General features: G+C 57.4%; 25 protein-coding genes. 14 read left to right on the top strand and 11 right to left on the bottom strand.

What is annotated here, in order from left to right; genetic code table 11:
* Positions 1-2 precede the first annotated feature (2 nt).
* Positions 3-737, bottom strand: a complete 735-nt coding sequence (locus CRO23_RS16025; protein ID WP_033634209.1) for a phosphatase PAP2 family protein — start codon at positions 735-737, stop codon at positions 3-5.
* Positions 738-1,029: 292 nt separating this feature from the next.
* On the opposite strand from CRO23_RS16025, the gene eco reads away from it, so the two are divergent.
* The 3 genes from eco to CRO23_RS16010 all read left to right on the top strand — a co-directional run bounded on the left by eco (position 1,030) and on the right by CRO23_RS16010 (position 4,173).
* Positions 1,030-1,542, top strand: coding sequence for a serine protease inhibitor ecotin (eco, locus tag CRO23_RS16020; RefSeq protein WP_048796780.1), 513 nt, complete (start codon positions 1,030-1,032; stop codon positions 1,540-1,542).
* Positions 1,543-1,957: 415 nt separating this feature from the next.
* Positions 1,958-3,433: a phospholipase gene (locus tag CRO23_RS16015; protein WP_097102457.1), complete on the top strand. Its 1,476-nt coding sequence runs from the start codon at positions 1,958-1,960 to the stop codon at positions 3,431-3,433.
* The gene (locus CRO23_RS16010; RefSeq protein ID WP_097102455.1) at positions 3,430-4,173 is read left to right on the top strand and encodes an ankyrin repeat domain-containing protein; all 744 of its coding nucleotides are present in this window, start codon (positions 3,430-3,432) and stop codon (positions 4,171-4,173) included. Before CRO23_RS16015 ends, CRO23_RS16010 begins: the two co-directional genes overlap by 4 nt.
* A 477-nt stretch (positions 4,174-4,650) precedes the next feature.
* Here the strand turns inward: CRO23_RS16010 and CRO23_RS16005 are convergent, their stop codons facing one another.
* Entirely contained in the window at positions 4,651-6,339 is a 1,689-nt protein-coding gene (locus tag CRO23_RS16005) for an aspartate:alanine antiporter (protein ID WP_004938680.1), read from the bottom strand.
* 294 nt (positions 6,340-6,633) lie between these two features.
* On the opposite strand from CRO23_RS16005, the gene CRO23_RS16000 reads away from it, so the two are divergent.
* Positions 6,634-7,023 carry an inner membrane protein YbjM gene (locus CRO23_RS16000; RefSeq protein ID WP_004938679.1) on the top strand — a complete coding sequence of 130 codons (390 nt, stop codon included), beginning with the start codon at positions 6,634-6,636 and terminating at the stop codon, positions 7,021-7,023.
* Between the two features lie 39 nt (positions 7,024-7,062).
* Here the strand turns inward: CRO23_RS16000 and CRO23_RS15995 are convergent, their stop codons facing one another.
* Complete coding sequence (locus tag CRO23_RS15995) at positions 7,063-7,326, bottom strand: GrxA family glutaredoxin (RefSeq protein WP_004938676.1); 264 nt, start codon at positions 7,324-7,326, stop codon at positions 7,063-7,065.
* A gap of 230 nt (positions 7,327-7,556) precedes the next feature.
* Between CRO23_RS15995 and CRO23_RS15990 the strand changes: the two genes are divergently transcribed.
* From CRO23_RS15990 to rlmC, 9 genes are all read left to right on the top strand, one after another.
* Positions 7,557-7,871 carry a YbjC family protein gene (locus CRO23_RS15990; RefSeq protein WP_016928364.1) on the top strand — a complete coding sequence of 105 codons (315 nt, stop codon included), beginning with the start codon at positions 7,557-7,559 and terminating at the stop codon, positions 7,869-7,871.
* 54 nt (positions 7,872-7,925) lie between these two features.
* Positions 7,926-8,828 (top strand): 30S ribosomal protein S6--L-glutamate ligase, encoded by a 903-nt coding sequence (gene rimK, locus CRO23_RS15985; RefSeq protein WP_016928363.1) that lies wholly within the window; start codon positions 7,926-7,928, stop codon positions 8,826-8,828.
* 136 nt (positions 8,829-8,964) lie between these two features.
* Positions 8,965-9,444, top strand: a complete 480-nt coding sequence (locus tag CRO23_RS15980) for a YbjN domain-containing protein (RefSeq protein WP_004938666.1) — start codon at positions 8,965-8,967, stop codon at positions 9,442-9,444.
* Between the two features lie 404 nt (positions 9,445-9,848).
* The gene (gene potF / locus CRO23_RS15975; protein WP_015377292.1) at positions 9,849-10,958 is read left to right on the top strand and encodes a spermidine/putrescine ABC transporter substrate-binding protein PotF; all 1,110 of its coding nucleotides are present in this window, start codon (positions 9,849-9,851) and stop codon (positions 10,956-10,958) included.
* Positions 10,959-11,080: 122 nt separating this feature from the next.
* On the top strand, positions 11,081-12,214 hold the full coding sequence (potG, locus tag CRO23_RS15970) for a putrescine ABC transporter ATP-binding subunit PotG (protein WP_004938650.1): 1,134 nt from the start codon (positions 11,081-11,083) through the stop codon (positions 12,212-12,214).
* A 24-nt stretch (positions 12,215-12,238) separates the two neighbouring features.
* A complete protein-coding gene (gene potH / locus CRO23_RS15965; RefSeq protein ID WP_016928361.1) occupies positions 12,239-13,201 on the top strand; it encodes a putrescine ABC transporter permease PotH in 963 nt (320 codons plus the stop codon).
* Complete coding sequence (gene potI / locus CRO23_RS15960; protein WP_016928360.1) at positions 13,198-14,043, top strand: putrescine ABC transporter permease PotI; 846 nt, start codon at positions 13,198-13,200, stop codon at positions 14,041-14,043. Before potH ends, potI begins: the two co-directional genes overlap by 4 nt.
* A 104-nt stretch (positions 14,044-14,147) precedes the next feature.
* Positions 14,148-14,627 (top strand): YbjO family protein, encoded by a 480-nt coding sequence (locus CRO23_RS15955; RefSeq protein WP_028127974.1) that lies wholly within the window; start codon positions 14,148-14,150, stop codon positions 14,625-14,627.
* 69 nt (positions 14,628-14,696) lie between these two features.
* The gene (gene rlmC, locus CRO23_RS15950; protein WP_097102453.1) at positions 14,697-15,824 is read left to right on the top strand and encodes a 23S rRNA (uracil(747)-C(5))-methyltransferase RlmC; all 1,128 of its coding nucleotides are present in this window, start codon (positions 14,697-14,699) and stop codon (positions 15,822-15,824) included.
* Here rlmC and CRO23_RS15945 read toward each other — a convergent pair.
* The 8 genes from CRO23_RS15945 to CRO23_RS15910 form a co-directional block, all read right to left on the bottom strand.
* Positions 15,821-16,105, bottom strand: a complete 285-nt coding sequence (locus CRO23_RS15945) for a type II toxin-antitoxin system RelE family toxin (protein ID WP_016928357.1) — start codon at positions 16,103-16,105, stop codon at positions 15,821-15,823. The genes rlmC and CRO23_RS15945 overlap by 4 nt on opposite strands.
* Complete coding sequence (locus tag CRO23_RS15940) at positions 16,095-16,346, bottom strand: type II toxin-antitoxin system Phd/YefM family antitoxin (protein ID WP_097102451.1); 252 nt, start codon at positions 16,344-16,346, stop codon at positions 16,095-16,097. The genes CRO23_RS15945 and CRO23_RS15940 overlap by 11 nt, the downstream gene beginning before the upstream one ends.
* Before the next feature lie 101 nt (positions 16,347-16,447).
* Complete coding sequence (gene artJ, locus CRO23_RS15935; protein WP_016928355.1) at positions 16,448-17,182, bottom strand: arginine ABC transporter substrate-binding protein; 735 nt, start codon at positions 17,180-17,182, stop codon at positions 16,448-16,450.
* 199 nt (positions 17,183-17,381) lie between these two features.
* Complete coding sequence (artM, locus tag CRO23_RS15930) at positions 17,382-18,050, bottom strand: arginine ABC transporter permease ArtM (protein ID WP_033637817.1); 669 nt, start codon at positions 18,048-18,050, stop codon at positions 17,382-17,384.
* Positions 18,050-18,766, bottom strand: coding sequence for an arginine ABC transporter permease ArtQ (artQ, locus tag CRO23_RS15925; RefSeq protein ID WP_028127976.1), 717 nt, complete (start codon positions 18,764-18,766; stop codon positions 18,050-18,052). The genes artM and artQ overlap by 1 nt, the downstream gene beginning before the upstream one ends.
* A gap of 9 nt (positions 18,767-18,775) precedes the next feature.
* Positions 18,776-19,507 carry an arginine ABC transporter substrate-binding protein gene (artJ, locus tag CRO23_RS15920; protein ID WP_004928409.1) on the bottom strand — a complete coding sequence of 244 codons (732 nt, stop codon included), beginning with the start codon at positions 19,505-19,507 and terminating at the stop codon, positions 18,776-18,778.
* Positions 19,508-19,539: 32 nt separating this feature from the next.
* Positions 19,540-20,268: an arginine ABC transporter ATP-binding protein ArtP gene (artP, locus tag CRO23_RS15915; protein ID WP_016928352.1), complete on the bottom strand. Its 729-nt coding sequence runs from the start codon at positions 20,266-20,268 to the stop codon at positions 19,540-19,542.
* Between the two features lie 263 nt (positions 20,269-20,531).
* Positions 20,532-21,074 carry a lipoprotein gene (locus tag CRO23_RS15910; RefSeq protein ID WP_097102449.1) on the bottom strand — a complete coding sequence of 181 codons (543 nt, stop codon included), beginning with the start codon at positions 21,072-21,074 and terminating at the stop codon, positions 20,532-20,534.
* Between the two features lie 159 nt (positions 21,075-21,233).
* On the opposite strand from CRO23_RS15910, the gene CRO23_RS15905 reads away from it, so the two are divergent.
* Positions 21,234-21,557 carry a heavy metal-binding domain-containing protein gene (locus CRO23_RS15905; protein WP_004928400.1) on the top strand — a complete coding sequence of 108 codons (324 nt, stop codon included), beginning with the start codon at positions 21,234-21,236 and terminating at the stop codon, positions 21,555-21,557.
* The last annotated feature ends 44 nt before the right edge of the window (positions 21,558-21,601 follow it).

Here is a 21,601-nt window from a genome sequence, read left to right as displayed (position 1 = left end):
CGTTACCTCATCTTGCGGCGCCAATAGCCGCTAATCATCCAATAAATAGCCAACTGGCTTAACCAAACCCACCAACCCGCCCACAGGTTATGGGTAAGAAAATGTGCGCCGCGCATGATCTGACCAAAGCCCATCAACATGCCGAGCGCAATGCCGCCACACCAGCAGCACCAGGCCAGGCGCGGGCGTTGCGGATAAAACAGGAAAAACAACGCCATGACCGCGAAACCGCTCGAGGCGTGCCCGCCGGGGAAACAGCGACCGGGGCCCGGCAGCGCCGGTACCGCGCCGAATAAAGGGAAGGACATCGCCTTGCCGCCGTACTCGATCAGATCCCACGGACAGGAGTGCGCGCTGGTGGCCTTGAGAATGCCCACCACCAGCGGGCCGATGCCGAGAAGCAGCATGCTGACAATCAGGCGCGCGCTGCGGCGATAGATGCCCCAAAACAGCGTGAGCACCGCTCCCACGATCACTATCTGCTTCAACAGACGGTGATTGATCAGATCCAGCCAATAATTGTTTTGCCACGGGAAATGCCCGCTGGCGGCATCGTACCAATAATTGCTGATCGCCCAGTCCAGCTGTTCGTTGCGGGAGAGCCACAGGAATACCAAACCGCTGATCAGCAGGCCAAAAACTTGCCAACGGTAAAAGGATGTCGGCAGGGAGTAAAGGGCGGTTGTCTTAATTTGCTGTGCCGTTGAGGATTGATTTAATGACGATTCTGGATTCACGCGCAGGCTCGGTGACAGGATTGAATAGCGCCACTGTAATAATTCTGTCTTAAGAAAACCTTAGTCCTGCGGCAAGAGAACCCTATCTGATGCACCCGCTTGGGCGCCGGTCAGCGCGTGTTTTTCTCGTATTAACCGGCGGTTTTTTGGGGTATTGCTCCGGTTAATTGGTGGTATCAGGCGATTGTCACTATTTATCTCCTATTGTAAAGAAGATTAAACTTGTGGCGAGCGTGGCGGTAGTGTATTAGTTTATAAGCGGATTATTTGACAAAAAGTGTAGGGATAAAACATGAACAAGGCATCCGTTGTATTTTCCGGCCTGCTGATGGCCGTTTCCGCCGGCGCTATGGCGGCGACCTCTGGCGATGACGCAGACATGAGCAAACAGCCGCTGGAAAAAGTCGCGCCTTACCCGAAAGCCGAGAAGGGCATGAATCGCCAGGTGATCTACCTGCCGAAGCAAGAACACGAAGAGAACTACAAGGTAGAGCTGCTGATCGGCAAGACGCTGGAAGTGGACTGCAACCGCCATATGATCGGCGGCACGCTGGAGACCAAAACCCTGTCCGGCTGGGGTTACGACTACCTGGTGCTGGAGAAGCTGTCTGAACCGGCCTCGACCATGATGGCCTGCCCGGACAACACCAAGACCAAGCAATTCATCGCCGCCAACCTGGGCGACGCCGCGATGCAGCGTTACAACAGCCGCCTGCCGATCGTGGTGTATGCGCCGAAAGACGCGGAAGTGAAATACCGCATCTGGAAAGCCGAAGATACCGTAAGCCAGGCTGAGCAGAAATAACCGCCGCCTGACGCCGCTCCGCTGGCCATTCCCGGTTGGCGGAGCCTTTCTCCTTCCTGTCTCCTTATCATTCCCGCATCTTTGACACTCGACTGATTGCTTTCGGACGTGGCTTTTAGGCGCGACATGGCAACGAAATACGCAAGTCAATACCTCTTCACAAGTGCACAGGAAGCACGCAGCTGCATGGATGGAAGAGGATGCGTGCGCATAGAAATAGAGCAAAGAAATCTTTACTGAAGTGTGATAATTTTGCGCATGCCCTATTAATGGAATGACACAGAAGATAAGGATATCCAATGCGTTATCGTTCGCTAACGCTCGACGAGCCCCGTAACAGCCGCACACCTGGCGAGTTGCTTGATGATGGTGCGCCTGTGCCGACCACGGAACCCTGCGAGTGGGCAGGCACCGTATGAAACTGATTCATTTCTCCTCTGAACACACGGCGCCGGAAAGCTTTTCCAGGATACTCAACCCGACAGCAGCGCGGCATGAGCTGGAACGGCATTATTTGTTCGGCGGCGCAGCCGGCATATCGATAAGCAGCCGGTATCCGATCACCCGCAATACTCAATCCGGGATTGGCGTCACCGGTTATCGTGAGGACGTGGCTATGAAGCGCAGCGTACTCGATGAGATCAACCGGGGCGGCTTGCTGGCGATTGAACAGGGAATGGGCACCTGGACGCCGACGAAATATGCCTTTTACATCGACGCGGAAGGCCGATTACAGCGCTACCCAGGCAGCTCTCTTCCCGCCTTTTATCCTACCGGGCGCGTGATCGCCCGCTATGAAGAAATGGTCAGCCGCTATGGCCACCGGGCAAAACCGACGGTGCTGCCGGCGAGGCAGAATACGACCCGGAATCCCCCTCTGCAACAAGCCATCGCGACCGCAGTGGCAACCGTTGCCGCCACGGTGCAGGCCATCCGTCCACTGACCAAGGCAGAACGCTGGCAAGAACGCCAGTACCTGATAGGGCGAGGCAACCGCAGCATTTACCCAGATGCGCGCATGGCGGCACAGCGCCTGGCGGAGAACAACGTCGCGGTCGAAAAGGCGAAGTTGGCTGAGAATGTTTACAAGACCACCGATTCACTTGGCGAACTACCTGGAGTACCAGAGGGCTGGAAAGATATCAGTAATGACGAGCGAGCTTTAAATAGGCTTGGTCTGGATAGTAAAATGCTTTATGACAAACCAATGAATCCTGATTTTTTAGCCCGAGTTTATCAGCCAGACGAGAGTGTCTTTGGTAAAGCGATGAGTCCGACGGTGGTGTTCCGCGGATCGCGTGCGCCCGAGTTCCCGGAGGGAATAAGCAAGGCTGCTCAGAAAGCGTTATTGAACGGCGATTTGTCAGGGATTAAAAACCTGAGCGATTGGACAAATAATGGTGCTCAGGGAATAGGGCTTAATTCTGAATACTACAAAAGAGCGGTTAATATCGGTAAAGCAATTAAAGGCGATGTTGGGATATCTGGCCATTCGCTGGGTGGGGGCATGGCATCTGCGGCCTCCATGGCCAGTGGCAAACCGGCTTGGACGTTTAATGCAGCAGGCCTGAACGCGGGAACCGTCGAAAAATACAGTGGCTCGATAATAGGCAGAGCCGATAATATTCAGGCATATCGCGTAAAAGGGGAGCTGTTGACCAAGCTGCAGGAGGTTGATTTGTGGGAGGATGCCAAAGACCTTAAATTTTATCCCCCGGCGGTGATGGCGAAAGAGCGGCTGTCCATGTTGGCGCCTGACGCCGTGGGAGTAAAGCACACGCTTCTCGGTGGAACAGGTTCACTACTGGATAAGCACGGTATAGACCAGGCGATACAATGCATTGAAAATGAAAAAGACGATGACATTGCCACAATCAAGGGACGAATATGAAAAAAATCATACTCATTATCACGATGCTAGTGTCTATGCTCATCATGCAGGGGTGCAAACAAGGTATGGATTTACAACCACAGGATTATTTTGACGGTCAGCAATTGGACATTGCCAAAGCCATTTATGATGGTGATAGATCGCAGTTGGATAAACTGTTGTCATCAGTAAACAAAGAGATCTTAAATCGTCCAGCTAAGGAAAAAATGACCTTATTGTTCTGGGCAATAAACAATGCCATCTATGATAAAACCACACCTGAAAGGCTGAAAATTATCACTGACTTGGTAAAAGCCGGTGCAGACCCTTTACAGCCTCAACCTAACACGCCGGGTAGTCCCGCTGAATTTGTTATGAAAGCGGATAAAGGCATCTGGATACAGGCTATGTTAGAGGGCGGACTCTCTCCAAATGCTAGGGATAAGGTTCATAATCAACCTATTATATTTGAAAGTTTTGAAGCGAAGAATACCGAGACATTGAAGGTACTTATTGACTATAAAGTTGATGTTAATATCAAAGGGGCTATGAACAGAACGCCATTAATTAATGCGCTGTATAACAGTTGCCCAGAACACATTGAGGTTCTTTTGGCTCATGGGGCTAACCCATTAGCCAAAGATGATTTTAATGACAGCTTCCTCTCGCTGATTTCTGCGGAAATAGCTCAAGGGGATAAGAGCAATGCGTATATAAAAAAGCTAATTAAAATTAAAGAAAAAATAAAACAGGTGAATTAGATAGTCTCGACTATCATGGGGGACAATGCTGGTCTTCTTCCAGTGCGGTAACATGACGTTATGATATACAGGAAGATGAAGGAATGAGCCACCAAAGAGCACCCAGCCGACGGCGACGAGAGTGCTGTTGTTAAGTCCCGTTTGTGACGCCATCTCTTTGAAAAGCGGCGAATCCACAAGTAGCGTTTCTATGTTGAAACCTGCACATTGATAGGGATGCTGGCGTAAGCGACGCTCAGAGATAGGATGCTTTATGCCTGACGACGAGGCCGCGACAGCGGGTGTTGCGGGCTGCTTCAGGCAACAAAAAACCCGATAATCTTGAACCTAAAAGGCGGGATTATCGGGCTCCACAAAATGGGGACATCAAAGAAAAGCAGTGGCACTAATTCAGACTGCGGCCCCCAACGAAAGTTCTGGCCGGCGACAAAAAAATCAAAATATTTTTATCGCCGATCCATCTCTCCCGCTAATCGATCAGCCGAGTATGCCCGGCCATAGCACCACGATGAGAGAACCCGCCAGCGTTAACAGCACGTTAGCGATGGCGTAGGTGCCGGCGTAGCCCAGCGCCGGGATGTTGCTGCGCGCGGTGTCGCTGATGATCTCCATCGCCGGCGCGCAGGTGCGGGCGCCCATGATGGCGCCGAACAGCAGGGCGCGGTTCATGCGCAGCACGTAGGCGCCGAACAGGAAGCAGATAATCACCGGCACCAGGCTGACGATAAGCCCGGCGATCAGCATCTGGCCGCCGACCGCGCCCAGGCTGTGGCCGATGCCGGCGCCGGCGCTCAGGCCCACGCCCGCCATAAACACCATCAGGCCGAATTCTTTCACCATGTTCAGCGCGCCCTGCGGAATATAACCGAAGGTCGGGTGGTTGGCGCGCAGGAAGCCGAGCATGATGCCGGACATCAACAGGCCGGCGGCGTTGCCGATGCCGAACGAGAAGTTGCTGAACTGAATGGTGATCTGGCCGATCAGCAGGCCGATGATGAAGAAGGCGCAGAACGCCAGCAGATCGGTCACCTGGCTGTGGATCGAGATAAAGCCAATCTTCTCCGCCACGCTTTTCACCCGGCGCGCGTCGCCGCTCACCTGCAGCACGTCGCCCTTGTTGAGCACGATGCTGTCGTCGATTGGCATTTCGATCTGGCTGCGGATCACGCGGTTGAGGAAGCAACCGTGGTCGGTCAGCTTCAGCTGGCTCAGGCGTTTGTTCACCGCGTTGCTGTTCTTCACCACGATCTCTTCGGTCACGATGCGCATGTCGAGCAGATCGCGGTCGAACACTTCCTTACCGTTGCGGAAGCTCGGATCCAGCCGCGCGTGGGCGTCCGGATAACCGACCAGCGAGATCTCGTCGCCCACCTGCAGCACCGCGTCACCGTCCGGGTTGGCCAGAATGCCGTTGCGGCGGATGCGTTCAATGTAGCAGCCGGTCTGGCGATAGATGCCCAGCTCGCGCAGGTTCTTGCCGTCGGCCCAGGCCACCAGCTCGGGGCCGACGCGATAGGCGCGGATCACCGGCAGGTAGACCTTGCGCTGGCTGTCGGTGTCCAGGCCGCGTTCGCGGGCGATCTGCTGGGCGGAGGTGGACAGATCCTGGTGCTGCAGCTTCGGCAGGTAGCGCGCGCCGAAAATCAGGCTGACCAAGCCGATCAGGTAGGTGAGGGCGTAGCCGAGGCTCAGATGATCCTGCGCCGCCAGCAGCGCCGGGCCGTTGACGATGGTGTTGCGCAGCGTATCGCCGGCGCCCACCAGCACCGGCGTCGAGGTCATCGAGCCGGCCAGCATGCCGGCGGTCAGGCCGATGTCCCAGTGGAATAGCTTGCCGAGGCCGATGGCGATCACCATTGCCGAACCGACCATCACCAGCGCCAGCATCAGGTAATTCTTGCCGTCGCGGAAGAAAATCGAGAAAAAGTTAGGCCCGGCTTCCACCCCGACGCAGAAAATAAACAGCATGAAGCCGAGATTCAGCGCCTCGGTGTTAATGGCGAAGTGTTGCTGGCCGAGCAACAGGGAAACCACTAAAACGCCAATGGAATTACCGAGTTGGACGGAGCCCAGACGGAGTTTACCGAGGCACAGCCCCAGCGCGAGTACCACGAACAGTAACAGAATGTAGTTACCGTTTAACAAACTAGCGACGTTTATGTTCACGGAGGATAACTTATTGTTTACCAGTAAGTGCTTGATATAGATAACTATAAGAGATAAATTCAGCCTTAAAACGACGTCATAAATCACCACCAGCAGAAAGCGAAGCGAACCATCGTTCGGCGGCGTTCATTCTAGACGCTATGACCGATGACAGCCAGCACAGAAAGCTGATTTCCTGCGCCGCCGGGCGCATTTAACTCTCTTTTGACCAAGGAAAAAATTCGGTTCAGCGTCACCGCACGGGTGACCGGGCCGATTTCTATTGATGCGGTAATTGGGCGGGGGAGAATTCGCATGACGAGTTATCGATATTGGCTGGGCATTCTCAGCTGTTTTCTGTTGTTCAGCCTGGTGTTTCTCGGCCAGCAAACCGGCCTGTTCGGCAGCACGGATCATGAGCACCACGGTGAAACCGGCCTGCTGCTGTTTGTGATCCCCGGCGCAATCGCCAGCTATTTGTCGAGCCGCAAGCGGCTGCTTTGCCCGTTGCTTGGCGCGCTGTATGCATTGCCGCTGTGCCTGCTGATCCGCCACTTCTGGCTGACGCCGTCCTATTCGTTCTGGCAGGAGCTGGCATACGCCACCAGCGCGGTGTTCTGGTGCGTGTTCGGCGCGATGCTGATGCTGTTCGCCCTCGGTCTGTTGCACACGCTGCAGCAGCTGCACCGGCGGCAGCGGCAATAAAAAAAGGCGCGTTAAGCGCCTTTTTTGTCGTTCAAAAACTTACTGGAACAGGTTCAGGTGTTCTTTAGCGTAAGCTTCGAAATCGGTGCAACCGCCGATGTGCTTCTCGTCCAGGAAGATCTGCGGCACGGTTTCAACCGGTTTACCGACGGTTTTTTCCAGATCGGCCTTGGTGATGCCTTCCGCGTGGATGTCAACGTAACGGAAGTTGAAATCGTCGCGTTCTTCAGTCAGTTTTTCCGCCAGTTCTTTAGCGCGGACACAATAAGGACAGCCAGGACGCCCGAAGATTACTGCAAACATGCAACGCTCCTTAATTGGATTTTCGATAAATTATTCGCGATTGCAACGACATCCCGTCACCGAAAAAGTCATTACCTGCGTCAGATGGCGCCTACTATGCCCGTTGAGGCGGTGAAAAAAAAGCAGGAATTACCTGTTAATCTGATTCATGTAACCAATTAGTCAGCCGGGGCTGTCGCCGTCGACGGGAATTCACTACACTGGGGGCAGACCTTCTGGAGAGGAAAAATATGCGTTCATTCGGTGACTTACCGCGCCCGGTGCTGGTGTTGGAAGGGGTGGGCATCGTGATGCTGGTGCTGGCCTACCTCAGCATTCACGGCCACCTGCAACTGCCGGGTTGGCTGGCGTCGCAGCAGGCGGCGGTCGGCATGATTTTCCTCGGCGTGGCGCTGATGGTGCCGGCGGCGGCGTTTCTGGTATGGCGCGTGGTGCAGGGCTTCGGGCCGCTGATGCGCGGCGGGTTGCCGCCGGAAAACGATCGCCGCAAACCGCAAGATGCAGACGCATCGAAAGATAATCAGGATCGCGATCCGCGCGCCTGAGCGCCGCGGCCGCTAACCCGCCTGCCGGGCAGGCGTTGGCTTTTGGGGTGACGAGTGAAAATTGCCATTCTTTCTCGCGACGGATCGCTCTATTCATGTAAGCGGCTGCGTGAAGCGGCGGAAGATCGCGGGCACAGCATCGATATCATCGATCCGCTCTCCTGCTATATGAACATCAATCCGGCGGCGCCGACCATTCATTATCGCGGCCGTCAGTTGGAACGTTACGATGCGGTGATCCCGCGCATCGGCTCCGCCATCACCTTTTACGGCACGGCGGTGCTACGCCAGTTCGAGCTGCTCGGCAGCTACCCGCTAAACGAATCCGTGGCCATTACCCGCGCCCGCGACAAGCTGCGTTCGCTGCAACTGCTGGCCCGGCAGGGTATCGATCTGCCGATCACCGGTTTCGCCCATTCACCGGACGATACCGGCGATCTGATCGAACTGGTCGGCGGCGCGCCGCTGGTGGTCAAGCTGGTGGAAGGCACGCAGGGCATCGGGGTGGTGCTGGCGGAAACTCGCCAGGCGGCGGAAAGCGTGATCGACGCCTTTCGCGGCCTGAACGCCCATATTCTGGTGCAGGAGTACGTGCGCGAGGCGCAGGGGCGCGACGTGCGCTGCCTGGTGGTGGGCGGCCGGGTGGTGGCCGCTATCGAACGGCAGGCCAAGCCCGGCGAGTTTCGCTCCAACCTGCACCGCGGCGGCACCGCCCGCAAGGTGACCATCACCGCCAGGGAGCGGGCGATCGCGGTGAAAGCGGCGAGCACGCTGGGGCTGGACGTCGCCGGGGTGGATATCCTGCGCGCCGAGCGCGGCCCGCTGGTGATGGAGGTCAACGCCTCACCGGGGCTGGAAGGGGTGGAAACCACTACCGGGCTGGACATTGCCGGTATGATGATCGAATACATCGAGCAGCGCGGCCGGCCGGGGTTCCGCCTGAAGTCCGGCGGTTAACGGGGTGGGCTGAGCGCATTTCCCGCCGTGCAATATCTGAATTAGTGAATTAAGCCGCATTGATCGTGGCGTATCGGGTGAATATTCCGTAAGCTATGCGCCTTTTCGCGTATTGAATATTGTGAGGCTGGTTATTATGGATTCACTCATTGTCCCCGATTTGGCGCTGTTGCGGCGCTGGCTGGATCAGTCGGGCATTTCTTTCTTTGAGTGCGATTCCTGCCAGGCGCTGCACCTGCCGCACATGCAGAACTTCGACGGCGTGTTCGACGCCAAGATAGATCTGGTGGACAACGTCATTCTGTTCTCCGCGCTGGCCGAAGTGAAGCCGACCGCGCTGATCCCGCTGGTGGCGGACCTGAGCCAGATCAACGCCAGCTCGCTGACCATCAAGGCGTTTGTCGATATTCAGGACGACAACCTGCCGAAGCTGATCGTCTGCCAGTCGCTGAGCGTGGCGGTCGGCATCACCTACGAGCAGTTCACCCACTTCATGCAGCAGGGCGAAGAGCAGGTCTCGATGGTGATCCTTGAGGCGCGGGCGAACGATCTGCTGTTTATGGGTGACGAAGAAGAGATCCCCGCTGGCGCCGTGCGTCAACCGATGCTGCACTGATCCTCGCCATACCTTAAGCATGCCGTCGCTCCGGCGGCATGCTGCCGTGACGTCTCTCCGCAATAAAATATTCTGCACTTTGGCCTTTGCCGCCCGATCTTTCTCGCCTTTTGCGCCGTTAATGGCGTATCACATAGAGAAAACTGCATAAAAAATCGATAAAAGGCGTTTTTTACCCTGGGGGCTGGCGGGTTGCGATGGCAGCGGCTATGCTGCTGATTCTGCAAAGGGCTTGCGATTCCCCTTGTGACCACGCGAGCAGGGCAGTGAAAAAGGCGCATGCAATCATATGCATAGCCATTCAGTTCGCGGTTGCAACGATTGCGCTCAATCAGGAAAGGTTTTGTATCGCTGCAGATACAAGTTCAATTCTATGATTCACCCTGTTTTGGAGGAAGTTACGGATGGTCACCCAACGTAAAAAGTGGTTATCGGGTGTGGTTGCCGGCCTGTTGATGGCCGCGTCCGTCAATGCGTCAGCCGAAGAGAAAACGCTGCACGTGTATAACTGGTCCGATTATATCGCGCCGGACACTTTGGCTAATTTCCAGAAAGAAACCGGCATCAAAGTGGTGTACGACGTCTTTGACTCCAACGAAGTGTTGGAAGGCAAACTGATGGCGGGCAGCACCGGTTATGATCTGGTGGTTCCTTCATCCAACTTCCTCGAGCGCCAGTCTCAGGCCGGCATCTTCGAACCGCTCGACAAGAGCAAAATGCCCAACTACAAGAATCTCGATCCCGAGATGCTGAAGTTGGTTGCACATAACGACAAAGACAACAAATACGGCATCCCATACCTGATGGTGACCACCGGCATCGGCTATAACGTCGACAAGGTGAAGGCGGCATTGGGCAAAGACGCGCCTGTCGACAGTTGGGATCTGATCCTCAAGCCGGAAAACCTCGAGAAGCTGAAAAGCTGCGGCGTCTCCTTCCTCGATGCGCCGAGCGAGGTTTACGCCACCGTGCTGCACTACCTGGGCAAGGATCCCAACAGCACCAATGCGGCGGACTACACCGGCGCGGCTAACGATCTGCTGCTGAAACTGCGGCCGAACATTCGTTACTTCCACTCTTCTCAGTACATCAACGATCTGGCTAACGGTGATATCTGCGTGGCGATCGGCTGGTCCGGCGACGTGATGCAGGCGGCCAACCGCGCCAAAGAGGCGAAGAACGGCGTGAACGTGGCCTACGCGATCCCGAAAGAGGGGGCGCTGACCTACTTTGACATGTTCGCCATGCCGGCGGACGCCAAGAACAAAGACGCCGCGTACCAGTTCCTGAACTTCCTGATGAAACCTGACGTGATGGCGGGCATCAGCAACTATGTCTATTACGCCAATGCGGTGAAAGATTCCACGCCGCTGGTGAACGCCGAAGTGCGCGAGAACCCGAATGTCTATCCGCCGGCCGATCTGCGCGCCAAGCTGTTCACGCTCAACGTGCAGTCGCCGAAGCTGGACCGTGTCATTACCCGCGCATGGACTAAAGTTAAAAGCGGGAAGTGATGATGGGGGGGATACCCCCATCGTCGGTAAACCGGCAGGCGGGCGCTCCCCGCCTGCATTGCCGTTTTGGGCCACGGCGCTCGCCGTGGTTTTGTGCCGCTTTACGCCGGAGAGCACCCCGATTGAACGACGCCATCCCTCGTCCTCAAGCCAAGTCGCAGAAGGTCTTCACCCCTCTGCTGGAAATCCGTAACCTCACCAAAACCTTCGACGGGCAGAATGCGGTCGAAGACGTCAGCCTCACCATCTACAAGGGCGAGATCTTTGCGCTGCTTGGCCCGTCCGGCTGCGGCAAGTCCACCTTGCTGCGCATGCTGGCCGGCTTTGAACAGCCGACGGAAGGGCAGATCGTGCTCGACGGGCAGGATATGTCGCATGTGCCGCCGTACCAGCGGCCGATCAACATGATGTTTCAGTCGTACGCGCTGTTTCCGCACATGACCGTGGAGCAAAACATCGCGTTCGGCCTGAAGCAGGACAAAATGCCGCGGGCGGAGATCGCCGAACGGGTGGCGGAAATGCTGGCGCTGGTGCACATGCAGGAGTACGCCAAACGCAAACCGCACCAGCTTTCCGGCGGCCAGCGGCAGCGGGTGGCGCTGGCGCGCAGCCTGGCCAAGCGGCCGAAGCTGCTGCTGCTGGATGAACCGATGGGCGCGCTGGACAAGAAGCTGCGCGATCGCATGCAGCTGGAAGTGACCGACATTCTCGAGCGCGTCGGCGTGACCTGCGTGATGGTGACGCACGATCAGGAGGAGGCGATGACCATGGCGGGGCGCATCGCCATCATGAACCGCGGCAAGTTCGTGCAGATCGGCGAGCCGGAAGAGATCTACGAGCATCCGAATAGCCGCTTCAGCGCCGAATTTATCGGTTCGGTCAACGTCTTCGACTGCGTGCTGCAAGAGCGCCACGACGATGCGCTGATCCTGCAAAGCCCGGGGCTGCGCCATGCGATCAAGGTGGATCCGGACGCCTCGGTGGTGGACGGCGTGCCGATCCAGGTCGCGCTGCGGCCGGAAAAGATCCTGCTGTGCGAACAAGTGCCGGAAGACGGCTGCAACTTCGCGGTGGGGGAAGTGGCGCACATTTCCTATCTGGGCGATCTGTCCATCTACCACGTGAAGCTGCACAGCGGGCAGATCATCAGCGCCCAGCTGCAAAACGGCCATCGTTTCCGCAAGGGGATGCCCACCTGGGGCGATGAAGTGCGTCTATGTTGGGAAACCGACAGCTGTGTCGTGTTGACGGTGTAGTGGAGCCGGTGAGGAGTAACCCGTATGTCCCTGCTTTCTGAACGCACGCCGGAACCGCCGGCCAAAACGCCGGCCACCCTCAAGGCCTTGTTCCACCGCCTGCTGATGGCTCACGGCCGCAAGCTGGTAATCGCATTGCCGTATTTATGGCTGACGCTGCTGTTTATGCTGCCGTTCCTGATCGTGTTCAAGATCAGCCTGGCTGAGCTGGCGTTGGCGGTGCCGCCTTACACCGAGCTGATGAGCTGGGTGGACGGTAAGCTGAACATTGCGCTCAACTTCGCCAACTATCTGCAGCTGACCGACGATCCGTTGTATATCGATGCCTACCTGCAGTCGCTGCGCGTGGCGGCGGTCTCGACGCTGTGCTGCCTGATCATCGGCTATCCGCTGGCCTGGGCGGTGGCGCACAGCAAGGCGTCGACCCGCAACATTCTGCTGTTGCTGGTGATCCTGCCTTCCTGGACTTCGTTCCTGATCCGCGTTTACGCCTGGATGGGGATCCTGAAAAACAACGGCACGCTGAATAACTTTCTGATGTGGCTAGGGGTGATTGACCAACCGCTGGTGATCCTGCACACCAACCTGGCGGTGTATATCGGCATCGTTTATTCCTATCTGCCGTTTATGGTGCTGCCGATTTACACGGCGCTGATCCGGCTGGATTACTCGCTGGTGGAGGCGTCGCTGGATCTGGGGGCGCGGCCGCTGAAAACCTTCTTCAGCGTGATCGTGCCGCTGACGCGGGGCGGCATCATCGCCGGTTCGATGCTGGTATTCATTCCGGCGGTGGGGGAGTTCGTGATCCCGGAACTGCTCGGTGGGCCGGACAGCATCATGATCGGCCGCGTGCTGTGGCAGGAGTTCTTCAATAACCGCGACTGGCCGGTGGCCTCGGCGGTCGCCACCATCATGCTGCTGTTGCTGATCGTGCCAATTTTGTGGTTCCACAAACACCAGAACAAGGAAATAGGGGGGCAGGAATGAACAACTTGCCGGTAGTGCGTTCACCGTGGCGCATCGCCATCCTGACGATCGGTTTTACCTTCCTGTATGCGCCGATGCTGATGCTGGTGATCTACTCCTTCAACAGCTCCAAGCTGGTGACGGTGTGGGCCGGCTGGTCCACGCGCTGGTATACCGAATTGTTCCACGATTCGGCGATGATCAGCGCGGTGGGGCTCAGCCTGACCATCGCTGCCGCCTCCGCCACCGCCGCGGTGGTACTGGGGGCCATCGCCGCCGTGGTGATGGTGCGATTCGGCCGCTTTCGCGGTTCGACCGGCTTCGCGTTTATGCTGACCGCGCCGCTGGTGATGCCGGACGTGATCACCGGCCTGTCGCTGCTGCTGTTGTTCGTGGCGATGGGGCATGCCTTCGGCTGGCCGTCAGAGCGCGGCATGTTTACCATCTGGCTGGCGCATGTCACCTTCTGTACCGCTTATGTGGCGGTGGTCATCAGCTCGCGTCTGCGCGAGGTGGATCGCTCGATTGAAGAGGCGGCAATGGATCTGGGGGCGCCGCCGCTGAAGGTGTTCTTCGTCATCACCTTGCCGATGATTGCGCCAGCGCTGATCTCCGGCTGGATGCTGGCGTTTACCCTGTCGCTGGACGATCTGGTGATCGCCAGTTTCGTCTCCGGCCCGGGCGCTACCACGTTGCCGATGCTGGTGTTCTCCAGCGTGCGCATGGGGGTGAATCCGGAAATCAATGCGCTGGCCAGTCTGATCCTGCTGGTGGTAGGCATCCTCGGCCTGATCGCCTGGTGGTTTATGGCGCGCTCGGAAAAACAACGATCGCGTGAATTGCAGCGGGCGGCCCGTAGCTGAATCGTAACAAACCTGCTATTTTTGCAATCAATAAGTATTGCAACTAACTACCTGACTTTACATGCGCCACCTGTATAGGTGGCGCGTCGTAGCGGAACACGGATATGTCAGACATGCTGAAAAGCGGGCAGGGAATGGGATCGACTTCGGATGCGCCGGTGCCGGTGATGGTGGCGGGCACCGCCATGGTGGCGATCAAGTGTATCAGCGTGGTGCTGCTGCTGGGCGAGCTGGGCGTCGACGGCGCGCAGGAATTCGTCAACACCAGCGCGCAGGCGTGGGATTCCACCTTTATCTTTCTGGCTGGCCTGATGCTGCTGTGCCTGCAAATCAGCTGCGGCTTTGCGGTGATGCGCGGCCGCAATTGGGGGCGCTGGGGCTATGTGGCCTGCCAGTGCATCGTGGTGCTTTACCTGCTGTTGGCCACCATCGGCAGCGTCTTCCCCGAGGTGTTCACCGTGGAGGGGGAAACCAGCGGCCAAATCCTGCACGTTCTGATCCTGCAAAAGATCCCCGACGCGGTGATCCTGGCGTTGCTGTTCGTTCCTGCCGCCAGCCGCCGCTTCTTCACCGCGCGCAAGTGAGATTTTAGGCGCGCGGAGTGTTAAACTCTGCGCCCTTAATTCGTCATCCTGAACTTCACGGTAATCTTCATGCATTGCGCTTTGTATACGGCGGGCACCTGCCGTTCCTGTCAGTGGCTGGAAAAGCCCTATCCGCAGCAACTGGCCGACAAACAGCATCACCTGCACTCGCTGCTGGCCGGGCGCGACGTCGCACAGTGGCTGCAGCCGGCGGCGGGGAAACTGAGCGCATTTCGCAATAAAGCCAAGATGGTGGTCAGCGGCAGCGTGGAGCGCCCGCTGCTCGGCATGCTGCACCGCGACGGCACGCCGGTCGACCTGAGCGATTGCCCGCTGTATCCCGCCGGCTTTTCGCCGATGTTTGCGGTGCTGAAAAGCTTCATCGCCCGCGCCGGCCTGACGCCGTATAACGTGGCGCGCAAACGCGGCGAGCTGAAATACCTGCTGCTGACCGAAAGCACGCTCGACGGCGGCGTGATGCTGCGCTTCGTGCTGCGCTCGGAAACCAAGCTGGCGCAGCTGCGCGCCGCGCTGCCGTGGCTGCAGCAGCAGCTGCCGCAGCTCAAGGTGATCTCCGCCAATATTCAGCCGGTGCATATGGCGATCATGGAAGGGGAGCGCGAGATCGCGCTGACCGAACAGCAGGCGCTGGAGGAACAGTTCAATCAGGTGCCGCTGTTCATCCGCCCGCAAAGCTTCTTCCAGACCAACCCGCAGGTGGCCGCCGAACTGTATGCCACCGCCCGCGACTGGGTGCGCGCGCAGGGTATCGACAGCATGTGGGATCTGTTCTGCGGCGTCGGCGGTTTCGGCCTGCACTGCGCGCAGCCGCAAACGCGGTTGACCGGCATCGAAATCAGCGCGGAAGCGATCGCCTGCGCGCGCCAGTCGGCGCAGCGGTTAGGGTTGTTGCAGGTCGATTTTCAGGCGCTCGACTCCACCCGCTTCGCCACCGCCGAAGGCCAGGTGCCGCAGCTGGTGCTGGTCAATCCGCCGCGCCGCGGTATCGGCCAGGCGCTGTGCGATTATTTAAGCCGGATGGCGCCGGATTACATTCTGTATTCCAGCTGCAACGCCGAGAGCATGGCGAAAGATATCGAGATGTTGCCGGGATACCGCATCGAACGGGTGCAGCTGTTCGACATGTTCCCGCATACCGCGCACTACGAAGTGTTGACGCTGTTGGTGCGGCATTAAAGGCGCTTTTTGGCAGCCGTGTAAGCCGCTGAACGTTCGCGTTTGCCCACAGAAAGGACCAGAACCACGATCTCCGTCTCCATGATGCGATACACCAAACGAAAGCCTGAGGCTCTGAGTTTGATTTTGTAGCAATCAGGCAAACCGGCGAGTTTGTTGGCGGGGACGTGGGGATTAACCAACACGGATGCCAGCTTTTTTTTGAACTGTTCCCGGATCGCCGGGGACAGTTTTTTAAATTCCTTCAGTGCGTGTTCTTCGAATTCAAGCTTATAAGTCATCCAAATTGACCTTAATGCGTTTGCCGTTCATCCGTGAACGAACGATTTCAGCGAGTTCGAGATCTTCCAGGTGCTCCGCGATCGCCTCCCAGGTTTCCGGAGAGACGTAATATCCCGAAATCTTACCGTTGGTCAGGACGGCGACCGGTTGCCCTTGTGCCTCTTTAAGGGCGGCGTTGGGCGATTTTTTAAAATCGCTGATGCTAACTGCGGAGTCGGCGAGAATGGGTTGAACCGTCATGATGTTATCCTTGGTGCTAAATTCAGTATCAAATTTAGCACTAACCGGATGCGGTAGCAATCCGATGGAGCCGCCGAAGGAGGGCGACTCCACATGCGGACTTACTGCGGGAACCACTTGTCGTTGATGGCTTTGTAGGTGCCGTCGGCCTTGATGGCGTCCAGCGCGGCGTTCAGCTTGGCCAGCAGCGCCTGGTTATCCGGGCGCACCGCGATGCCGAGACCGGTGCCGAAGTATTGCGCATCGGTGATGTGCTCGCCGACCGGCGCCAGCTGCGGGTTGGTTTTCAGCCACTCGTTCACCACGGCGGTGTCGCCGAACACGCCGTCGATACGGCCGTTTTTCAGCTCCAGAATGGCGTTCTGGTAGCTGTCGTAAGAAACGGTGTTAATCTCCGGGTGCTTGTCCTGCATGTATTTCTGGTGGGTGGTGCCGTTTTCCATGCCGAGCTTTTTGCCTTTCAGATCTGCCAGCGAGCTGAACTTGCCTTTTTGCGCGATCACGATTGCCGAGTTGGCGTAGTAAGGCTGGGTGAAAGCGACCTGTTTGCTGCGTTCCGGTGTGATATCCATCCCGGAAATCACCGCATCGTATTTCTTGAATTTCAGCGCGGCGATCAGGCTATCGAACGCCTGGTTGGTGAAGGTGCACTGCGCCTGCATCTGCTTGCACAGCGCGTTGGCCAGATCGATATCGAAACCGACGATCTGGTTGTTGGCGTCGAGCGATTCGAACGGCGGGTAGGTGGCGGAGGCGGCGAAGCGGATAGTCTCGGCCGCGGCGGCGTTAAAGGTCATCCCGGCCAACATCGTCGCGGCAAGCAGCAGTTTTTTCATGCGTAGAGCTCCTGTCTGGATCCTGAAAGTGATTATTCGCTATCGTTTGTTTTTACTGGTAATCGCCAGAGGTTTTTGTGCGAATGCCTGTTGTTAACCCTGCCACTGAGTGAATTAAAATGCAATATAAATGATTAAGTATTGCTTTGAGGGGTAAAAAAAGCCCCGCACAATGGCGGGGCTCATGGGGGCAGCGGCCTCAGTTGCGGCGCTCAAACGCCAGCGCGCGGCGCTCCACCAGTCGCATCAGCAGCGTCAGCAGGCCATTGACGCACAGGTACACCAGGCCGGCGGCGCCGAACACCATCACGTCGTAGGTGCGGCCATACATCAGCTGGCTGTAGCCCATCACTTCCATCAGCGTGATGGTATAGGCCAGCGAGGTGCTTTTGAACACCAGCACCACTTCGTTGGAATAAGACGACAGCGCGCGTTTGAAGGCGAACGGCAGCAGGATGCGCAGCGTCTGCCGGCGCGACATACCCAGCGCTTCACACGACTGCCATTGCCCGGCGGGAATGGCGCGCACCGCGCCGTAGAACAGCTGCGTGGTGTAGGCCGCGCTGTTCAGCGCCAGCGCTATCATCGCGCACAGCCAGGGCTGCGACAGCAGGTTCCACAGCCACGGATAGTCGCGGATCGCCGGAAACTGACCGGGGCCGTAGTAGATCAGGAAGATCTGCACCAGCAGCGGCGTGCCGGTGAACAGCGTCACGTAGATCTTGACCAGCGGCGTCAGGATTGGCGTTTTCAGCGTTAGGATCACCGTCAGCAGCAGCGACAGCACCAGCGCGACGATCAGCGCGGCGACGGTCAGCGTCAGGCTGGTATGCAGCCCTTTGAGGATTTCCGGCAAATACTCAATCATCAGACCGGCCCCCGCTCAAAGCGCGTGGCGCGCAGCTCAATGCGTTTGATGACGTATTGGCTGAACAGCGTCACCAGCAGGTAGATGGCCGCCGCGATCACATACCAGGTAAAAGGCTCCTGGGTGCGGGTGGCGATGCTCTTGGTTTGCAACATCAGATCGTTCACGCTGATCAGCGACACCAGCGCGGTGTCTTTCAACAACACCAGCCACTGATTGCCGAGGCCGGGCAGGGCGTGGCGCCACATCTGCGGCATGATCAGGCGAAAGAAGATCGCCGCCTTACTCAGTCCAAGCGCTTGACCGGATTCCCACTGCCCCTGCGGCACCGCTTTGAGCGCGCCGCGCAGCGTCTGCGAGGCGTAGGCGGAATAGAGCAAGGCCAGGGCGATCACCCCGCACAGGAACGGGCTGACTTCGAAATTGTCGATCGCCAGCTGAATCGGCAGCTGGAACAGACCGAGGTTGAGGGTAAAGCCGTCGGAGAGCATCAGCAGCAGCTGCGACGAGCCGAAATAGATAAACAGCACCACCAGGATTTCCGGCAGGCCGCGCAACACGGTCACCCAAGCGGTGCCGAGCCAGCTGACCGCTTTCCAGCGGGACGATTCCCATACGGCGAACAGCATCGCCAGAATCAGCCCGAGGATCAGGGCGCAAACGGCAAGGCCGACGGTCATGCCGGCGGCGCTTGCTAAAGGTTGTAATTCATTCATTTGGGCGTATTACTGCTGGAACCATTTTTTGTAGATGGTTTCATAGGTCCCATCCTGCTTGATCTTGTCCAGAGCGGCGTTGAACTTGCCCTGCAGATCGGTATTCTTCTGGCGCACCGCGATGCCGAGGCCGGTGCCGAAGTAGTCTTTGTCGGTCACTTTGGCGCCCACTGCCGCCAGCGCGTCATTCTGCTTCAGCCACTCGTTGACCACCGCGGTATCGCCGAACACCGCATCAACGCGGCCGTTCTTCAGATCCAAAATGGCGTTCTGGTAGCTGTCGTAAGGCACGGTGGTGATTTCCGGGTGCTTGTCGGTCAGGTATTTTTGGTGGGTGGTGCCGTTTTGCACGCCCACTTTCTTGCCTTTCAGCGCCGCCACGTCGGCGATTTTTCCTTTCTGCGCGATGAACAGCGCCGAGTTATCGTAGTAAGGCTTGGTGAACAGCACCTGCTTCTCACGCTCCGGCGTAATGTCCATGCCGGCCATCACCGCATCGAAACGCTTGAACTTCAGGCTCGGGATCAGGCTGTCGAACGCCTGGTTGGTGAAGGTGCACTCGGCCTGCATCTCTTTGCACAGCGCGTTGGCCAGATCGACATCAAAACCCTGAATTTTGTTGCCGGCGTCAATAAATTCAAATGGAGGATAGGAGGCTTCGGTAGCGAAACGGATGGTTTCGGCTGCGGAGGCGGAAACGCTGATGCCGGCCAGAACGGCGGCGATTATTAGTTTTTTCATCGCAAAATCCCCAAATTACAGCAAGTTAATTGTTAGTGTGATAAGTAGTTGGCAAACTCGGTGGTCCGTGGCTGCGCAAAGTGGCTGCTGTCGCCTTGCTCCACCACGTGGCCGTTTTCCATGTACACCACGCGGCTGGCGGTCTTGCGCGCCACTTCCACTTCGTGGGTGACGATCACCTGCGTGATGCCGGTGCCGGCCAGTTCGCGAATGATGCTGACGATCTGAGCGGTGATTTCCGGATCCAGCGCCGCGGTCGGTTCATCGAACAGCAGCACCTGGGGTTCCATCATCAGGGCGCGGGCGATCGCCACGCGCTGCTGCTGGCCGCCGGAAAGGTGCAGCGGGAAGCGATCGGCGAAGTCGGTCAGGCGCAGACGCTTGAGCAGCTTGTCGGCGCGCTCCATCGCCTGAGCCTTGGTCAGACCCAGCACGCGGCAAGGCGCCTCGATGAGGTTCTGAACCACGGTGAGGTGAGGCCACAGGTTGTATTGCTGGAAGACCATGCCGACGTTTTGACGCAGTTCGCGAATGGCTTTCTCGCCCGGCGCCTGTTTGAAGTCGAATTGGTTGCCGGCGATCTGCAGTTGGCCCGAACGCGGCATTTCCAGCAGGTTCAGCACCCGCAGCAATGAGCTTTTCCCGGCGCCGCTTGGGCCAAGCAGCACCAGGGTTTCCCCGGCTGGACAATCCAGCGTGATGTCAAACAGCGCCTGGTGAGCGCCGTAATAGCAATTGATACCGTTAAGTTGAATACTCATGCGCCAGAATTGAATAGACATTGATGCCGCAAATGTTAACTTCCGCAGAATACTTATGCAATCTTTGTGCGTTAAAATTTATGAGTGTGCGGCGGGACAGTAAAAGATTAGCACAAGATACCGCGACTCAAGCCGAGGGAGGGGATTTGTGGCGCAGGCTGTGATATCGGTAGCGAAATTTTTTCTATTGGACGAAATTTGAGCAACTAGCGGGCGGCGGGGATGACCGACGCGGCAAGCCCGCGTCGGCCGGGGAAGGCGGGTTACTGGTTTTCCAGCACCTGGCGCACGCTGCCGTTGGTGGCGTGCGCTGGAACATTCAGGTAGCGAATATCATCAACCACCCAGCAGGTGCCTTCGCGCACCATCAGCACTTCGTCTTGCCAGTTCACGGTGCTGTTGGCGTCTTTCTGGTAGCTCAGATCAACGCGCAGCGGGATGTTCTTCGCATCGGTGTTAGGAATGGTCGAGGCGCTGGCGACGGAGGCGTTGCTTGGCCCTTGCGCATTGCCGGAGAACAGATCGCCGGTTATCTGATGCTTGCCCGGGTTTTGAGCGGCGCTGACCAGATCCTGATACAGTACTTTGCTCAGATAGGGCTGCAGCTGCGCCAGGCGGTTGCTGTCCGGCAGGCCGGCGCCCTGCTGGATGCGCAGGTCATAGAACTTTTGCGCGACCGTATCCGGGCCGCCTTCCACACAGCTGCCGCTGCGGGTGCCGATATCCTTGTATGCCGGTTCCACCGTGGTACAGGCACTCAGCAACAGCGCTAAGGGTAAAACAGCCGCAATCGTTTTTGTTTTCATCTTATTACCTTATGTGAAAGTCTCTACCATGAAGACCGATAGCTTACAGTATAAATGCGTTTTTTTGCCTTGCATTCGTACTGCGTGCCATTGATTAAGCGAACATAACGCCAATCTTCTGGTCATAGATACGTTGAATTAATCAAACAAGGAATTCTGATGCAGCTTTCAACTACCCCGACCCTGGAAGGGTTCACCATCACCGAATACTGCGGCGTCGTCACCGGCGAAGCGATCCTCGGCGCCAACATTTTTCGTGATTTCTTCGCCGGCGTGCGCGATATCGTCGGCGGCCGCTCGGGCGCTTATGAGAAAGAGCTGCGCAAGGCGCGCTTGATCGCGTTCGAAGAATTGGAAGATCAGGCGAAAGAGCTGGGCGCCAACGCGGTGGTCGGCATTGATATCGATTATGAAACCGTTGGCAAAGACGGCAGCATGCTGATGGTGACCGTCAGCGGCACCGCGGTGAAAGTCAGCCGCTAACGCCATTCTCCGCGCCCCGGCCGTTTCGCCGGGGCGACATCCTG

The sequence above is a fragment of the Serratia sp. JKS296 genome (genome assembly GCF_900215445.1).
In the GTDB taxonomy this organism is placed as follows: domain Bacteria; phylum Pseudomonadota; class Gammaproteobacteria; order Enterobacterales; family Enterobacteriaceae; genus Serratia; species Serratia marcescens.
The sequence above is the reverse complement of the archived record's forward strand: the minus strand, read 5'-3'. Positions and strand labels throughout refer to the sequence as shown.

What these genes read in the sequence shown, in the direction of transcription:
- eco (WP_048796780.1), top strand. Translation starts at nt 1,030, where the DNA reads ATGAACAAGGCATCCGTTGTATTTTCCGGCCTGCTGATGGCCGTTTCC.
- CRO23_RS16015 (WP_097102457.1), top strand. Translation starts at nt 1,958, where the DNA reads ATGAAACTGATTCATTTCTCCTCTGAACACACGGCGCCGGAAAGCTTT.
- CRO23_RS16010 (WP_097102455.1), top strand. Translation starts at nt 3,430, where the DNA reads ATGAAAAAAATCATACTCATTATCACGATGCTAGTGTCTATGCTCATC.
- CRO23_RS16000 (WP_004938679.1), top strand. Translation starts at nt 6,634, where the DNA reads ATGACGAGTTATCGATATTGGCTGGGCATTCTCAGCTGTTTTCTGTTG.
- CRO23_RS15995 (WP_004938676.1), bottom strand. Translation starts at nt 7,326, where the DNA reads ATGTTTGCAGTAATCTTCGGGCGTCCTGGCTGTCCTTATTGTGTCCGC.
- CRO23_RS15990 (WP_016928364.1), top strand. Translation starts at nt 7,557, where the DNA reads ATGCGTTCATTCGGTGACTTACCGCGCCCGGTGCTGGTGTTGGAAGGG.
- CRO23_RS15980 (WP_004938666.1), top strand. Translation starts at nt 8,965, where the DNA reads ATGGATTCACTCATTGTCCCCGATTTGGCGCTGTTGCGGCGCTGGCTG.
- potF (WP_015377292.1), top strand. Translation starts at nt 9,849, where the DNA reads ATGGTCACCCAACGTAAAAAGTGGTTATCGGGTGTGGTTGCCGGCCTG.
- potH (WP_016928361.1), top strand. Translation starts at nt 12,239, where the DNA reads ATGTCCCTGCTTTCTGAACGCACGCCGGAACCGCCGGCCAAAACGCCG.
- potI (WP_016928360.1), top strand. Translation starts at nt 13,198, where the DNA reads ATGAACAACTTGCCGGTAGTGCGTTCACCGTGGCGCATCGCCATCCTG.
- CRO23_RS15955 (WP_028127974.1), top strand. Translation starts at nt 14,148, where the DNA reads ATGTCAGACATGCTGAAAAGCGGGCAGGGAATGGGATCGACTTCGGAT.
- rlmC (WP_097102453.1), top strand. Translation starts at nt 14,697, where the DNA reads ATGCATTGCGCTTTGTATACGGCGGGCACCTGCCGTTCCTGTCAGTGG.
- CRO23_RS15945 (WP_016928357.1), bottom strand. Translation starts at nt 16,105, where the DNA reads ATGACTTATAAGCTTGAATTCGAAGAACACGCACTGAAGGAATTTAAA.
- CRO23_RS15940 (WP_097102451.1), bottom strand. Translation starts at nt 16,346, where the DNA reads ATGACGGTTCAACCCATTCTCGCCGACTCCGCAGTTAGCATCAGCGAT.
- artJ (WP_016928355.1), bottom strand. Translation starts at nt 17,182, where the DNA reads ATGAAAAAACTGCTGCTTGCCGCGACGATGTTGGCCGGGATGACCTTT.
- artM (WP_033637817.1), bottom strand. Translation starts at nt 18,050, where the DNA reads ATGATTGAGTATTTGCCGGAAATCCTCAAAGGGCTGCATACCAGCCTG.
- artQ (WP_028127976.1), bottom strand. Translation starts at nt 18,766, where the DNA reads ATGAATGAATTACAACCTTTAGCAAGCGCCGCCGGCATGACCGTCGGC.
- artJ (WP_004928409.1), bottom strand. Translation starts at nt 19,507, where the DNA reads ATGAAAAAACTAATAATCGCCGCCGTTCTGGCCGGCATCAGCGTTTCC.
- artP (WP_016928352.1), bottom strand. Translation starts at nt 20,268, where the DNA reads ATGAGTATTCAACTTAACGGTATCAATTGCTATTACGGCGCTCACCAG.
- CRO23_RS15910 (WP_097102449.1), bottom strand. Translation starts at nt 21,074, where the DNA reads ATGAAAACAAAAACGATTGCGGCTGTTTTACCCTTAGCGCTGTTGCTG.
- CRO23_RS15905 (WP_004928400.1), top strand. Translation starts at nt 21,234, where the DNA reads ATGCAGCTTTCAACTACCCCGACCCTGGAAGGGTTCACCATCACCGAA.